The sequence below is a fragment of the Neisseria sp. genome (assembly GCF_041804105.1).
GTDB lineage: Bacteria > Pseudomonadota > Gammaproteobacteria > Burkholderiales > Neisseriaceae > Neisseria.
Map to the genome: position 1 here is coordinate 1 of NZ_JBHCJY010000099.1, position 14,954 is coordinate 14,954.

At 55.3% G+C, this 14,954-nt stretch carries 11 protein-coding genes; 2 read left to right on the forward strand and 9 right to left on the reverse strand.

The annotated features are described in order from the left end of the window. Positions 1 to 48 precede the first annotated feature (48 nt). The gene (gene purL, locus ACEYDX_RS08895) at positions 49 to 2,763 is read left to right on the forward strand and encodes a phosphoribosylformylglycinamidine synthase (RefSeq protein ID WP_373741685.1); all 2,715 of its coding nucleotides are present in this window, start codon (positions 49 to 51) and stop codon (positions 2,761 to 2,763) included. Between the two features lie 405 nt (positions 2,764 to 3,168). Here the strand turns inward: purL and pnp are convergent, their stop codons facing one another. After that, positions 3,169 to 5,280 carry a polyribonucleotide nucleotidyltransferase gene (pnp, locus tag ACEYDX_RS08900; protein WP_373741664.1) on the reverse strand — a complete coding sequence of 704 codons (2,112 nt, stop codon included), beginning with the start codon at positions 5,278 to 5,280 and terminating at the stop codon, positions 3,169 to 3,171. 300 nt (positions 5,281 to 5,580) lie between these two features. Beyond that, a complete protein-coding gene (locus ACEYDX_RS08905; protein ID WP_373741665.1) occupies positions 5,581 to 5,850 on the reverse strand; it encodes a YihD family protein in 270 nt (89 codons plus the stop codon). 166 nt (positions 5,851 to 6,016) lie between these two features. Here ACEYDX_RS08905 and ung point away from each other — a divergent pair, with 166 nt between their 5' ends. Continuing rightward, positions 6,017 to 6,676: a uracil-DNA glycosylase gene (gene ung / locus ACEYDX_RS08910; RefSeq protein WP_373741666.1), complete on the forward strand. Its 660-nt coding sequence runs from the start codon at positions 6,017 to 6,019 to the stop codon at positions 6,674 to 6,676. Between the two features lie 92 nt (positions 6,677 to 6,768). Here the strand turns inward: ung and rnhA are convergent, their stop codons facing one another. The 7 genes from rnhA to ACEYDX_RS08945 all read right to left on the reverse strand — a co-directional run bounded on the left by rnhA (position 6,769) and on the right by ACEYDX_RS08945 (position 14,869). Then, entirely contained in the window at positions 6,769 to 7,218 is a 450-nt protein-coding gene (gene rnhA / locus ACEYDX_RS08915; protein WP_373741667.1) for a ribonuclease HI, read from the reverse strand. 260 nt (positions 7,219 to 7,478) lie between these two features. Beyond that, complete coding sequence (locus tag ACEYDX_RS08920; RefSeq protein ID WP_373741668.1) at positions 7,479 to 8,783, reverse strand: aminopeptidase P N-terminal domain-containing protein; 1,305 nt, start codon at positions 8,781 to 8,783, stop codon at positions 7,479 to 7,481. Between the two features lie 162 nt (positions 8,784 to 8,945). Next, the gene (locus ACEYDX_RS08925; protein WP_373741669.1) at positions 8,946 to 9,365 is read right to left on the reverse strand and encodes a VanZ family protein; all 420 of its coding nucleotides are present in this window, start codon (positions 9,363 to 9,365) and stop codon (positions 8,946 to 8,948) included. Beyond that, positions 9,362 to 9,577 (reverse strand): dioxygenase, encoded by a 216-nt coding sequence (locus ACEYDX_RS08930; protein WP_373741686.1) that lies wholly within the window; start codon positions 9,575 to 9,577, stop codon positions 9,362 to 9,364. The genes ACEYDX_RS08925 and ACEYDX_RS08930 overlap by 4 nt, the downstream gene beginning before the upstream one ends. A 464-nt stretch (positions 9,578 to 10,041) precedes the next feature. Continuing rightward, a complete protein-coding gene (gene pflA / locus ACEYDX_RS08935) occupies positions 10,042 to 10,848 on the reverse strand; it encodes a pyruvate formate lyase 1-activating protein (RefSeq protein WP_373741670.1) in 807 nt (268 codons plus the stop codon). Between the two features lie 232 nt (positions 10,849 to 11,080). Then, entirely contained in the window at positions 11,081 to 13,366 is a 2,286-nt protein-coding gene (gene pflB / locus ACEYDX_RS08940; protein WP_373741671.1) for a formate C-acetyltransferase, read from the reverse strand. Positions 13,367 to 13,696: 330 nt separating this feature from the next. Continuing rightward, positions 13,697 to 14,869, reverse strand: coding sequence for an L-lactate dehydrogenase (locus ACEYDX_RS08945; protein ID WP_373741687.1), 1,173 nt, complete (start codon positions 14,867 to 14,869; stop codon positions 13,697 to 13,699). Positions 14,870 to 14,954 lie beyond the last annotated feature (85 nt).

Here is a 14,954-nt window from a genome sequence, read left to right on the forward strand (position 1 = left end):
CAGGCGCAACAAACGCATAAAGACGAAATCCCTGAAGGCGCATTATTAATCCAACTCGGCGGCCCGGGCATGCTGATTGGTCTCGGTGGCGGCGCGGCTTCGTCTATGGATACCGGCACCAACGACGCTTCTCTAGACTTTAACTCTGTCCAACGCGGCAACCCTGAAATCGAACGTCGCGCGCAAGAAGTCATCGACCGCTGCTGGCAGCTGGGCGACGACAATCCGATTATCTCCATTCACGACGTGGGCGCGGGCGGCTTGTCAAACGCCTTCCCTGAGTTGGTCAACGACGCCGGCCGCGGCGCGAAATTCAAGCTGCGCGATGTGCCTTTGGAAGAACACGGTTTAACGCCGCTGCAAATCTGGTGTAACGAATCGCAAGAGCGTTATGTGTTGTCGATTCTGGAAAAAGATTTGGACACTTTCCGCGCCATTTGCGAACGCGAACGCTGCCCGTTTGCCGTGGTCGGCGTGGCCACCGACGACGGCCATCTGCAAGTGCGCGACGACTTGTTCAGCAACAACCCTGTTGACCTGCCGCTGAACGTGCTGCTGGGCAAACCGCCTAAAACCACCCGCAACGACACCACCGTAACGCCGTCTGAAAGCCGGTTTGACGCCTCTGCCATCGACATCACCGAAGCCGCTTACCGCGTGCTGCGTCTGCCGACTGTGGCTGCGAAAAACTTCCTGATTACCATCGGCGACCGCAGCGTCGGCGGCATGCCCCACCGCGACCAGATGGTCGGCCGCTGGCAAACCCCCGTGGCCGACTGCGCCGTCACCATGATGGGCTTCAACACCCACCGCGGCGAAGCGATGGCAATGGGCGAAAAACCCGCGCTCGCCCTGTTCGACGCGCCCGCATCGGGGCGGATGTGCATCGGCGAAGCACTCACCAACCTCGCCGCCGTCAACATCGGCGGCATCGGCAACATCAAACTGTCCGCCAACTGGATGGCCGCCTGCGGCACCGCGGGCGAAGACGAAAAACTCTACCGCACCGTCGAAGCCGTTTCCCAAGCCTGTCAGGAACTGGGCATCAGCATTCCCGTCGGCAAAGACAGCCTGTCGATGAAAACCGTGTGGCAGGACGGCGCGGAACAGAAATCCGTCGTCTCGCCGCTGTCGCTCATCATCACCGCCTTCGCCCCCGTGCAGGACGTGCGCAAAACCGTTACGCCCGAACTGAAAAACGTGGACGGCAGCGTGCTGCTGTTGATTGATTTAGGCTTCGGTAAAGCACGCATGGGCGGCTCGGCTTTAAGTCAGGTTTACAATCAAATGACCGGCGAAAGCCCCGACATCGAAGCAGGCCGTCTGAAAGCGTTTTATGAAGTGATTCAGCAGCTTGTAGCCGAAGACAAACTGCTGGCCTACCACGACCGTTCGGACGGCGGTTTGTTTGCCGCATTGGCGGAAATGGCGTTTGCTGCGCGCATAGGATTGAATATCAACCTAAATAGTTTAACCTTCCAAACAATGTTCGGTACTTATACACCTGCCCGTTATGATCATGACTCTGGTATTACCATTGAATTTCCTGAAAATATTATCCGTTCACTATTCAATGAAGAACTTGGCGTCGTACTACAGATTAAAAAAGAAGATATTGAGTATGTGGTCAAGCAATTTGAGAAAAAGGACTTATTCCTGAATAAAGGTGGTTTTTCACCGCGAAAAATGGAAAGAATAGCTTGCCATTACATCGGTGAAGTCGATACGTCATCTAATCGTTTCATCATAACCGCTGGTGAGGAAAAAGTATTCGATGAAAGTCTTGTTGACCTGCAACGCGTATGGCAGGAAACCAGCTACCAAATCCAAAAACTGCGCGACAATCCCGCCTGCGCCGACAGCGAATTCGCCCTGCTGGCCGACAAGGAACGCACCGCCCTGTTCGCCGACCTGACGTTCGACGTGAAAGACGACATCGCCGCGCCGTTTATCAATAGCGGCGCCAAACCCAAAATCGCCGTCCTGCGCGAACAGGGCGTGAACGGCCAAATCGAAATGGCCGCCGCCTTCACCCGCGCCGGTTTCGACGCCTACGACGTGCACATGTCCGACCTGATGGCAGGCCGTCTGAACCTGTCCGCTTTCCAAATGCTCGCTGCCTGCGGCGGCTTCAGCTACGGCGACGTACTCGGCGCAGGCGAAGGCTGGGCGAAATCCATCCTGTTCCACAACGCCCTGCGCGACCAGTTCGCCGCCTTCTTCGCCCGCTCCGACACCCTCGCGCTGGGCGTGTGCAACGGCTGCCAGATGGTCAGCAACCTCGCGGAAATCATCCCCGGCAGCGCAGGCTGGCCGAAATTCCGCCGCAACGAAAGCGAACAGTTCGAAGCCCGCCTGAGCATGGTGCACATCCCCAAATCGCCCAGCCTGATACTTGCCGAAATGCAGGGCTCCAGCCTGCCCGTCGTCGTCAGCCACGGCGAAGGCCGCGCCGACTTCGCCCACCATGGCGGCGAAATTTTCCCACAGGGACTTCCTACGGTCGCAGACGGCCTCCACACCGCCCTGCAATACGTCGACGGCCTGAACCAAGTGACCCAAACCTACCCGCTCAACCCCAACGGCTCGCCGCAGGGCATCGCCGGCGTCACCAATGCCGACGGCCGCATCACCATCATGATGCCCCACCCCGAACGCGTATACCGCACCGCCCAGATGAGCTGGCATCCCGACGAGTGGAAAAACAGCGAACTCTCCGGCTGGTACCGCCTGTTCGCCGGAGCGCGCAAGGCTTTGGGTTGATAAACCGGATTGTTGGCAGGGTAAAGATTTTATACTTGTAAAATAATCCTTTTTATCAGTTCATTAATATCAGGCCGTCTGAAAACAAAAATGATGCTTTCAGACGGCCTGTGGTTTTTATAAAAGTTGGGACTCTGAAAGACCAAGCTTTCATCCTCCATGAATTAAATTATTTGGTTGTCTTCAAGTTTCTCCATGTCCAAACGGGCAGGAATCTATACTTGACCTTTACTACTTTACCTGAATAACAACATTCCCCCATGTTTTGTTCCGTAACTTAGCCCCAATAAATAAGGGATGATACGCATCACTTCCGAGTTGGCTGCTATCAATCGAAACATACCGATTCATACATAAAGGCCGTCTGAAAAGATTTTCAGACGGCCTTTTGCGGTTACAAACTGCTTATTCCGCTTCTGCCTGCGGTGCTTCAGACAATGCTTTAATCGACAGGCGAACACGGCCGCGGTCGTCGACTTCCAGAGCCTTCACTTTCACGGTTTGGCCGACTTGCAGGTAATCGCTGACGTTTTTCACGCGCTCATGGGCAATTTGGCTGACGTGCACCAAACCGTCTTTGCCCGGCATCACGGACACGATTGCGCCGACATTGTTATCGAGCAGTTTCAACACTGTGCCTTCATACACTTTGCCCACTTCCACTTCGGCGGTAATCTGCTCGATACGCTGTTTGGCAGCATCGCCCGCTTCCTGAGTGGTGGCGGCAATCGTGATGGTACCGTCTTCCGCGATATTGATTTCCGTACCGGTTTCGGCAGTGATGGCACGAATGGTTTCGCCGCCTTTGCCGATAACGTCGCGGATTTTGTCCTGATTGATTTTCATGGTGAACAGACGGGGCGCGTGTTGCGACAATTCCTGCGGGCCGTCAACCGCTTCTTTCATCTGTGCCAAGATATGCAGACGGGCTTCCTTGGCCTGCGCCAGCGCAATCTGCATGATTTCTTTGGTAATGCCTTGGATTTTGATGTCCATCTGCAGGGCGGTAACGCCTTCGGTGGTACCCGCCACTTTGAAATCCATATCACCCAAATGGTCTTCATCGCCGAGAATGTCGGTCAGTACGGCGAATTTGTTGTTTTCCAAAATCAAGCCCATGGCGATGCCGGCAACGTGTGCTTTCAGCGGCACGCCCGCAGACAACAGGCTCAGACAGCCGCCGCAAACGGAAGCCATAGACGAAGAACCGTTGGACTCGGTAATCTCGGAAACCACGCGCATGGTGTAGCTGAAATCTTCCGGTTTCGGCAATACGGCAACCAGCGCGCGCTTGGCCAAACGGCCGTGGCCGATTTCGCGGCGTTTCGGCGCACCCATGCGGCCTACCTCGCCGGTGGAGTAAGGCGGAAAGTTGTAGTGGAGCATGAAGCGGTCGGTGTATTCGCCGCTCAGGGCATCGATAATCTGCTCGTCACGCGAAGTACCCAAAGTGGCCACGGCCAAGGCCTGGGTTTCGCCGCGCGTGAACAGGGCGGAACCGTGGGTGCGGGGCAGTACGCCGGTTTGGATGTTGATGGGGCGGACGGTTCGGGTGTCTCGGCCGTCGATACGGGGCTGGCCGTCGAGAATCTGACCGCGCACCACATCGGCTTCAAGCTGTTTGAAGATGCCTTTGATTTCGTTGGCTTTCAGGGTCTCGGTTTCTTCGGTAATCAGAGCTGCTTTCACGGCTGCCCATGCTTCGTCCAGCTTCGCGCTGCGCGCCTGTTTTTGGCGGATTTTGAACGCTTCCTTGATGGTTTCTCCCGCGATACCGCGGATTTGCGCCACCAGAGCTTCGTCGGTTTCGGGTGCTTTCCAGTCCCATACTTCGGGATTGACTTCGTCGGCAAATTCGTTAATCGCACGGATGGCAGCCTGCATTTCATCATGGCCGTACACAACGGCTCCGAGCATAACCGCTTCGGGCAACTCGCGGGCTTCCGACTCCACCATCAAAACGGCTTTTTCCGTACCGGCAACCACCAAATCCATCTGCGACTTGGCCAGCTCCGATTTGGTCGGGTTCAGGACATAAACACCGTTTACATAACCGACGCGCGCCGCTCCGATGGGGCCTGCAAACGGTACGCCGGTCAACACCAGCGCAGCAGACGCGCCCAGCATGGCGGGAATGTCGGAATCGATTTCAGGGTCAACGGAAACCACCATCGCCACGATTTGGATGTCGTGGTAGAAACCTTCGGGAAACAGCGGGCGGATGGGACGGTCAATCAGGCGGCTGGTCAGGATTTCTTTTTCACTCTGCTTGCCTTCGCGCTTGAAGAAACCGCCGGGGATTTTACCCGCAGCATAGGTGCGCTCGAGATAATCGACGGTCAACGGGAAGAAATCCTGTCCTTCTTTGACTTCTTTATTGGTGGTAACGGCCACCAACACCACGGTATCGCCCATCGACACTTTTACCGCAGCAGAGGCCTGTCGTGCGATTTCGCCGGTTTCGAGAGTAACGGTCTGATTGCCGTATTGGAAGGTTTTAACGTGTTTGTTGAACATTTCGTTCCTTTCGGGAAAACCGCCGCTAAAACACTAATGATGCACACAAACATTATGTGCATGGTTAGGGTTTCAGGCCGGCGGCACGGGGATAAACATTTTCAGACGGCATCATTTCGGCGGGATGCCGTCTGAACGGGAAAAACGCCTGCCCGTTTCGGACAAACGCTGCAATTATAACGGGAAACCTATTTGGAATCCAGCTTGTCTGTACGGCGGAAAACGGCAGGCAGGCCGTCTGAAAACGGTTTTTTGAGAAGGTGTACGCCTGTCAAAATAAGATGAGAAGCCTAAGACCTGCTAATCTTTCAATATGCCCCGGGCTTTCAGAAGCGCGGTTTTGAAGTCGTCTTCATAATCTTTCTGGATGCCCGGAATCGGCGCATCTTTGTCTTTGCCGTGCATTTTCAGATGATAGATGACGACTTCGTCGGTCAGCTCGGCCAGAGGTTGTTCAAAGCCCGCTTCCGCAGCGATTTTCTGCAAAACCTGTATCAGGTTCAGTTCGGGATCCTGTTTCCAGTAGGGTTCGAGCAGTTCGAGCAGTTCGCGTAAACGGTGGGAGCGCATATATTTTTCCTTTTCACAATATCGGGATACACCGTTGGGATTTTAGTGTAACGGCGGCGGTTTTGAAATCATCTGCGGCTTGGATCTGAAGTTTTTCAGACGGCCTTTATCTGCGGCAATCCGCTATAATCGCGGCTGTAAACCACAGATATGGAAGTGCAGAACCATGCAGACTTGGCACGATGCTTTGGGTGCGGAAAAGGAGCAGCCCTATTTCCGCAGCATTCTCGAGAGCGTAAAACGCGAGCGGCTGGCCGGACAGACGGTTTATCCGCCCGCGTCCGACGTATTCAACGCCTTCAAGTCCACCGAATTCGACCGTGTGAAAGTGGTCATACTCGGTCAGGATCCTTACCACGGCGCGGGGCAGGCGCACGGGTTGGCGTTTTCGGTGCGCCCCGGCATTGCCGTGCCGCCGTCGCTGGTCAATATTTACAAGGAACTTGCCGACGATATCGCGGGCTTCCGGATTCCGCAGCACGGCTGCCTGCAACATTGGGCGGAGCAAGGCGTTTTGCTGCTTAACACCGTGCTGACCGTGCGCGCCGGACAGGCACATTCCCATGCGCCGCTGGGGTGGGAGCAGTTTACCGACCGCGTTATCGACCAACTCAACCGACACCGCAGCCACATCGTTTTCCTGCTATGGGGCAGCCATGCGCAGAGAAAAGGCGCGTTTATCGACCGCAGCCGCCATCTTGTGCTCTCCGCACCGCACCCGTCGCCTCTGTCGGCCTACCGCGGCTTTTTCGGCTGCCGCCATTTTTCGCAGGCCAATACTTATCTTGAAGCTAACGGCAGCACTCCCGTGGATTGGCAGGTGTAACAGCGGATACGGCCCTCATCGCCGTGTACCGTATTCGGGCAACGGTTGAAGACAACCCCATCTCGGTTAGGGCCGTCTGAAAAAATCTTTATTCAGGATACGGAACCTGCCTGTGCCGCGCCTTTATTGGCCAGCGCATCGGCACGTTCGTTTTCCGCATGACCCGCATGGCCTTTGACCCATTGCCAGCGCACGTCGTGCTGTCCCACCAATTCATCCAGTTCGCGCCAGAGTTCTTCGTTTTTCACGGGCTGTTTGGCGGCGGTTTTCCAGCCGTTTTTCTTCCAACCGTGTATCCAGCTCTCCATGCCGTTTTTCACATATTGCGAATCGGTGTGGATTTCTACGGCGGAGCGGCGTTTGAGCGCTTTCAGCCCTTCGATGACGGCTTGCAGTTCCATGCGGTTGTTGGTGGTGTGTTTTTCGCCGCCGTACAGTTCTTTTTCATGGCTGCCGTAACGCAGCAGCACGCCCCAGCCGCCTGTGCCGGGGTTGCCTTTGCAGGCCCCGTCGGTGTAGAGATAAACGGTTTTAGGATTCATCGGTATTCCTGTTTTTCTGTAAGGCCGTCTGAAAATTTTTCAGACGGCCTTCATTTCAAGAACGGCATTGCCAAACCATACGGCACAGCTGCCGTGATGTTTGTACGGTCGAACGCCGTGTCGGCAAACCAACCGTTTGAAAGGTAAGGCCGTCTGTATTTAAACACCGTTTCGGACGACCTGTTCAAAACGACACACTTCCCAATCGGAAAACCGCTCGGACAGCCATACAAACCCACAAAGCAGCACCGGCCTTCAGCCTATCCGCGCATGGTCTCTTCAATATTCGCTACGCGCTTGGGTGCGGCAGCGGTATGGTTTTCGCAACCGTTTTCCGTAACCAGCACATTGTCTTCGATGCGGATGCCGATGTCGCGGAAGTGCTCGGGAATATCGTCGGCTGCGGCAATGTACAGTCCGGGTTCGATGGTGGTGTACATACCCGCCTGCAGCAACACCGGCTTGCCGTCGTGCCAGCGTTTGCCGACATCGTGTACGTCCATGCCGAGCCAATGGCCGAGTCCGTGCATATAGAAACGCCGGTAGGCCTGCGATTCGATGTTGCCGTCCACGCTGCCTTCGAGCAGTTTCAAATCAAGCAAACCCTGCACCAGTATTTTCAAGGCGGTTTGGTGGATGTCCGCCCAATCCGCATTCGGCCTGACGGCGGCGATGGCCGCTTCGTTGGCGGCCAGCACGATTTCGTACACGTCTTTCTGTGCCGCGCTGAAGCGTCCGTTAACGGGAAACGTGCGCGTAATATCGCCCGCATAAAAACGGTATTCCGCACCTGCGTCGATCAGCAGCAAATCGCCGTCGCGCAACAGGTCTTTATTGGCGGTGTAATGCAGGCAGCAGGCGTTTTTGCCGCCTGCGACGATGCTGTTATATGCCGGAAAACGCGCGCCGTGGCGCATGAATTCGTGCAGCAGTTCGGCTTCAATTTGCAGTTCGTCCATGCCCGGACGGGTTTTCTGCATGGCGCGGATGTGTGCCGCCGCGCTGATTTCGGCGGCTTTTTTCAGCAGACCGATTTCATGCCCGTCTTTAACCAGCCGCATCCCGTCGAGCACGGCGGCCAGATTGCAGAGATTGTCGGGGGCGGACGAAGCGTTCTGCAATCCGCGCCCTGCACTTTGCTGCACCGCATGCCATTCCTGCATCACTTCGCGGTCGCGTTCGGGATAAAGCTGCCAGAGCGCATACAGCCTGCGCTTGTTCTGCACCGCTTGGGCAAAGCGGTACCGCCAGCGGACAACGCTGTCGGCTTCGTCGAAACCGAACGCTTCTTTGGCCGCTTCCGCGCCGTAACGGAAACCGTTCCAGATTTCGCCCAAAGGGTCTTTGTCGCGGCAGCACAGCGTGGCGGTTTGCGCCGCACCGTCGAGAATCAGCACGGCTTCGGGTTCGTCGAAACCGGTCAGATAATAAAAATAGCTGTCTTGGCGGAACGGATATTCGGTGTCGTTGCTGCGCCGCTGCTCCGGTGCGGCAAACACAACGGCGATGCCGTCGCTGCCGATGTGTTGCAGCACGCGGCGGCGGCGTTCGGAATAAGGGGTCATGGCAGGTGTTCTTCCGTGTATAGGCCGTCTGAAACGGAACGGCAACGCCGTGTTTCAGACGGCCTTTAGGTTTACAGACGGTTATGTTGTAACAAATGCGGATTCAATACGGTTCGGGCTTGCCGCAGCGGGACTGACGCTGCGGAAAACCAACCGACGCTTTCATGGTTCTTGACGCTGTTTCGGCAGATGCCGCTTCGCATCCGCCACTTTCCGCGCCGCCCACAACGCAACGGCCGCGCCGGCCATGTCGGCCAAACCGTCGGCCACGCTGCCTTCGCGGGTGGCGGTAAACCACGCCTGAGCGCATTCGCTGCCCACCGCGAAAACCAGTGCGGAAACAAGCAGCAGACGGTACGGAACAGGCAGGCCGTCTGAAAAATAAGCCTTGGCCGCCAACCAAAACTGGGCAAAAAACAGCGCAAAATGCCCGACCTTGTCGAAATGCGGAAACGGCGGCACACCGCCGTCGGATTCGCGGAACAGCAGCGAATACACCGCCGCGCCGAACCACAACACGGCAAGGAATGCGTAGCGGTTGGCACGGGGAAGCAAACGGTCGGTATCCTGCCGGCCGTTCATACGCCCTGCCCCGCTTCCTCTTCCAGCCAAGTCCGGCAAACTTCCGCAAGACGCACAAACTTTCCGCCGCGCTCTTGCAGGATGTCGCGCCAATGTTCGACTTCCACTGCTGTGGGCGCTTCGTCGATGCTGCATTCGTACAGCCAGAAATCGAGTGTTTCCGCAACAACGCCTGCGGATTCGGTTCGGATAAGGTCGAGCAGTTCGGACATGGTCAGGCCGTCTGAAAACTGAAAAAAGGAAACGGTATTATAGCAAGAGCGTGAGAAGCCGTGCCACGGCCATGCAGGCAAGGCCGGCCGAAAAATTAAGCGCTGCATGGTACGCCGAACATACGGAGCGCCATACGTTTGCATCAAGCCCGCTGCCGCCAAACCTGCCGCATTCTACCCGGACGAAAACCCTCAGCCGGCCGGCTGCCCTTTGCACCGGTTTTCACCTGCTGCCCCGTCACTACTCCCATGTTGGCGAAAATCCGGAGCCAATCTTCTCAAACACATGAATTCAAAAGATTTCTGAAGTTTAAAGTTAGATTCCTGCCTGTTCGGAAATGGTGGTGTTTAACGATAGCCCGCAGCAATCGGCTACGGTACAAAGGCCGTCTGAAAAACGGCTTCAGACGGCCTGCGGCTTGTTTGCAAACCTATGGTTCGATACTCGGTTCAGTCAATCGGATTCAATAAATGATGCTCTTGCCGTAGCCTTCCAATATTTCCTTGATTTTCAACACCGTTTCTTTGGGCGGAGGGTGCACGCCTTTGAGTTTGTATTCGTCGCCGCAAAGCGCCCATTTGTGCGCGCCCAATTCGTGATACGGCAGAAGCTCGACGGTTTCCACGTTGTCCATGCCGCCGATGAAATCGCCGAGCAGGTGGGCGGAACGTTCGTCGTCGGTATAGCCGGGTACGACAACGTAGCGGACACGGGCGGGCTGGTTGCGCTCGGCCAAGTATTTGGCGAACTTGAGGGTTTTGGTATTGGGAATGCCGACAAGCACTTTATGGATGTCAGGGTCGATCTGTTTCAAATCGAGCATGACGAGATTGGTGTGGTCGAGCAGATCGTCGAGGATTTCGTCGTAATGCAGGGCGTAGCCGTTGGTGTCGAGGCAGGTGTGGATGTCATGCTCGCGGCAGGCGGTGAACCAGTCGCGCAGGAATTCGTATTGCAGCAGCGGTTCGCCGCCGGTGGCCGTGATGCCGCCGCCGGTGGCGCGCAGGTAGTGGCGGTAGGACATGACCTGCTTCATGACCTGCTCTACGGTCATTTCCATTTCTTTGCCGGTGTGCAAGTCCCAAGTATCGCGGTTGTGGCAGTACAGGCAGCGCATCAGGCAGCCTTGCAGGAACAGCACGAAACGCAGGCCGGGGCCGTCGACGGTGCCGCAGGATTCGATGGAATGCACATAGGCTGTGCCGTGGTAACCGCGGTGGCCTTCGGCATGAACGGGCGAAGATTCGGGGGTGATGGTGTAGGTTTGCATGGTGTTTGTGCGGTAGCTGTGCCGTCTGAAAAGGCGGCTTCGTTGTCGGTACGTTTATTCTAACATCTGTCGGAACGGGTTTTCAGACGGCCTTGATGCGGCAAAAGGCTGTCTGAAAAACTTTTCTTTACGGCTGACGGCAGGGACGGCAACTTTATGCGCCGTCGTGCAAACGAAATGCCGGAAGCTTGGCTGCTCCGGCATTCCGTTATCCGACGTTTTCAGCGCAGGTTTACATGGTTTCGGTAAAGGTGCGGGTAATCACGTCCTGCTGCTGCTCGCGGGTCAGCGAGTTGAAGCGCACGGCATAGCCGGAAACGCGGATGGTAAGCTGAGGATATTTCTCGGGATTTTCCATCGCATCCTGCAGGGTTTGACGGTTCAGCACGTTCACGTTCAGGTGTTGGCCGCCTTCGATTTCGCCCGCTTCGTGGTGGAAGTAGCCGTCCATCAAACCGGCAAGGTTGCGTTCGCGCGAACGTTCGTCTTTGCCCAGTGCGCCGGGAACAATGGAGAAGGTGTAGGAAATACCGTCTTTGGCAAACTCGAACGGCAGCTTGGCAACCGAAGTCAGCGAAGCGACTGCGCCGTTTACGTCGCGGCCGTGCATCGGATTTGCGCCCGGGCCGAACGGTGTGCCCGCACGGCGGCCGTCGGGGGTATTACCGGTTTTTTTGCCGTACACCACGTTGGATGTGATGGTCAGCACGGATTGGGTCGGCACGGCGTTGCGGTAGGTTTTGTGTTTCGCCACTTTGCCCATGAAGCGTTCGACCAAATCGCAGGCAATGTCGTCCACGCGGTCGTCGTTGTTGCCGAACTGCGGATATTCGCCTTCGATTTCAAAGTCCACCGCGATGCCGTTTTCGTCGCGCACGGGTTTGACTTTCGCGTATTTGATGGCGGACAGCGAATCGGCGGCCACCGACAAACCTGCGATACCGCAAGCCATGGTACGGCGGATGTCGCGGTCGTGCAGCGCCATCAGCGCGGCTTCGTAGGAATATTTGTCGTGCATGTAGTGGATGATGTTCAGCGCGGTTACATACTGGGTTGCCAGCCAGTCCATGAATTCGTCGAGTTTGGCGAATACTTTGTCGTAATCCAGCACTTCGTCGAGAATCGGCTCGGTTTTGGGGCCGACCTGTTCTTTGGATTTTTCGTCCACACCGCCGTTGATTGCGTACAGCAGGGTTTTGGCCAAGTTGGCGCGCGCACCGAAGAACTGCATGTGTTTACCGATAACCATCGGGCTGACGCAACAAGCAATGGCGTAGTCGTCGCTTTGGAAATCGGGACGCATCAGATCGTCGTTTTCGTATTGAACCGATGATGTGTCGATGGATACTTTGGCGCAGTATTCCTTAAAGCCCTGCGGCAGACGCTCCGACCACAGAATGGTGATGTTCGGTTCGGGAGACGGGCCCATGTTGTACAGGGTATGCAGAACGCGGAAGTTGGATTTGGTAACCAAAGTACGGCCGTCCAAGCCCATACCGCCGATGGATTCGGTCGCCCAAATCGGGTCGCCCGAGAAAAGCTGGTCGTATTCGGGTGTACGCAGGAAGCGCACCATGCGCAGCTTCATGACCAGATGGTCGATAAACTCTTGAGCCTGTGTTTCGTTAATCACGCCGTTTTTCAGGTCGCGCTCGATATAAATATCCAGGAAGGAAGACACGCGGCCGAACGACATCGCCGCACCGTTTTGCGATTTGACGGCAGCCAGATAAGCAAAATAAGTCCACTGCACGGCTTCCTGTGCGTTTTTGGCCGGGCCGGAAATATCGTAGCCGTAGCTGGCGGCCATTTCTTTCATTTGGCCCAAAGCTTTGTGCTGGTCGTTGATTTCTTCGCGGCGGCGGATCACTTCTTCCAAGTTCACGCCGTTTTCCAAATCAGCCTGCAACGAGTTGTATTGGTTCAGTTTGTCCTGCATCAGGAAATCGATGCCGTATAAAGCCACGCGGCGGTAATCGCCGATGATGCGGCCGCGACCGTAGGCATCGGGCAAACCGGTAATCACGCCGGATTTGCGGCAACGGCGGATGTCGGGCGTGTAAACGTCAAACACGCCCTGATTGTGGGTTTTACGGTATTTGCTGAAAATTTCGCTTACCGCGGGGTTCAGTTCGACATTGTAGATTTTGCAGGAATCCTGCACCATTTTCAGGCCGCCGAACGGCATGATGGCGCGTTTGAGCGGCTCATCGGTTTGCAGGCCGACGATGGTTTCCAAATTTTTGTCGATATAGCCCGGCGCATGGCTGGTAATACCCGATACCGTTTGCGCGTCGATTTTGTAAGGCTCGTGGGTACGGTTTTCCACTTTGATGCCTTCCATCACTTCGGCCCACAGTTTGGTGGTCGCTTCGGTGGCCGGCGCCAGGAAACTTGCATCGCCCTCATACGGTGTGTAGTTTTTTTGGATGAAATCGCGTACATCAACTTCGGTTTCCCAGTTTCCGCCTTGGAAACCTTCCCAAGCTGCGGGACGTTCTTGCACATTTGCTGACATTTCAAACTCCTGTTTTGGATGATAGTTTAGAACGGATAAAGAATTTTATATGCGAAAGGATAGCACTCTCCGTATGCCGTATGTTAGGTATTTTTTGAAATAAAACTACTTTTTGCACGTGATATTGACCAACATCAAACAAGTCCGCAGCAACTTTTTCCGGTTCTGTTTTTTCCCCGAGAAAAGAGTAAAATAATAAAATTACGCCTCACGGATACAAACCGTCCTCCTGCTTTACCGGGACGAACAATTTGTAGTTTTCCAACAAAAAACACAAGGCCGTCTGAAAAACGTTTTTTCAGACGGCCTTCGTTTTGTAAACGCCCCCACTCAACGGCGCGGCAAAGGATAAGTACCCTCCACCAGCACACTTGTATCCACATCATGAATATCGCGGCGGCCGGTAAACGCCATGGTAATGTCCGCTTCCTTATAAAGGATTTCCAGCGCGCGGGTTACGCCTTCTTCTCCATAAGCGCCGAGACCGTAAAGAAAAGCCCGGCCTATCATCGTCCCGCGCGCACCGAGCGCCCACGCCTTGAGAATGTCTTGGCCGCTGCGGATGCCGCTGTCCAGCCAGACTTCAATATCGCTGCCGACCGCGGAAACAATATCCGGCAGAGCTTCTATGGAAGACGGCGCACCGTCGAGCTGCCTGCCGCCGTGGTTTGACACCACCAGCGCATCCGCCCCGCTTTTCACCGCCATTTCCGCATCCTCCGGATCCATGATTCCCTTGATAATCAGTTTGCCGCCCCACAAATCTTTAATGCGGGCCACATCATCCCAACTCAAACAAGGATCAAACTGCTCCGCCGTCCAAGACGACAGCGAAGAAACATCGCTGACATTTTTGGCATGGCCGACGATATTGCGGAACGTACGCCGCTGCGTATTGAGCATCTTCATGCACCATTCCGGTTTCAAGGCAAGATTCAGCAAATTGGCGGGCGTAGGCTTGGGCGGTGCGGAAAGACCGTTTTTGATGTCTTTGTGGCGCTGGCCGAGAATCTGCAAATCCGCCGTCAACACCAGTGCATCGCATTTTGCCGCCTGCGAACGCTTAATCAGGTTTTCCATAAATTCCTTATCGCGCATCACATAAAGCTGAAACCAAAACGGCGCAGAAGTATGCTCGGCAATATCTTCGATGGAACAAATCGACATGGTCGAAAGCGTAAACGGAATGCCGAATTTCTCCGCCGCCCGCGCACCGAGAATTTCACCGTCGGCATGCTGCATGCCGGTCAGCCCCGTAGGTGCGATGGCCACCGGCATTTTCACATCGCGGCCGATCATTTTGGTTGCCAAACTGCGGCCTTCCATGTCCACCAAAACCTTTTGGCGGAATTTGATTTTCTCGAAATCGGTGGTGTTTTCCCGATAAGTAATCTCCGTCCACGAACCGGAATCGGCATAATCGTAAAACATTTTCGGCACTTTGATTTTCGCCATGCGGCGCAAATCTTCGATACAGGTCATTTTGCTTAAATCACGTTTCATCATGTGCGTTCTTCTTTCAAAAACCGGCAATGCCGTCTGAAAACGTTTCAGACGGCCTTTAACCAACAATTATCCTATTATGCTT

Bases quoted from the DNA above. Each gene is read 5' to 3' on its own strand.
- pnp (WP_373741664.1), bottom strand. From the start codon at position 5,280: ATGTTCAACAAACACGTTAAAACCTTCCAATACGGCAATCAGACCGTT.
- ACEYDX_RS08905 (WP_373741665.1), bottom strand. From the start codon at position 5,850: ATGCGCTCCCACCGTTTACGCGAACTGCTCGAACTGCTCGAACCCTAC.
- ung (WP_373741666.1), top strand. From the start codon at position 6,017: ATGCAGACTTGGCACGATGCTTTGGGTGCGGAAAAGGAGCAGCCCTAT.
- rnhA (WP_373741667.1), bottom strand. From the start codon at position 7,218: ATGAATCCTAAAACCGTTTATCTCTACACCGACGGGGCCTGCAAAGGC.
- ACEYDX_RS08920 (WP_373741668.1), bottom strand. From the start codon at position 8,783: ATGACCCCTTATTCCGAACGCCGCCGCCGCGTGCTGCAACACATCGGC.
- ACEYDX_RS08925 (WP_373741669.1), bottom strand. From the start codon at position 9,365: ATGAACGGCCGGCAGGATACCGACCGTTTGCTTCCCCGTGCCAACCGC.
- ACEYDX_RS08930 (WP_373741686.1), bottom strand. From the start codon at position 9,577: ATGTCCGAACTGCTCGACCTTATCCGAACCGAATCCGCAGGCGTTGTT.
- pflA (WP_373741670.1), bottom strand. From the start codon at position 10,848: ATGCAAACCTACACCATCACCCCCGAATCTTCGCCCGTTCATGCCGAA.
- pflB (WP_373741671.1), bottom strand. From the start codon at position 13,366: ATGTCAGCAAATGTGCAAGAACGTCCCGCAGCTTGGGAAGGTTTCCAA.
- ACEYDX_RS08945 (WP_373741687.1), bottom strand. From the start codon at position 14,869: ATGAAACGTGATTTAAGCAAAATGACCTGTATCGAAGATTTGCGCCGC.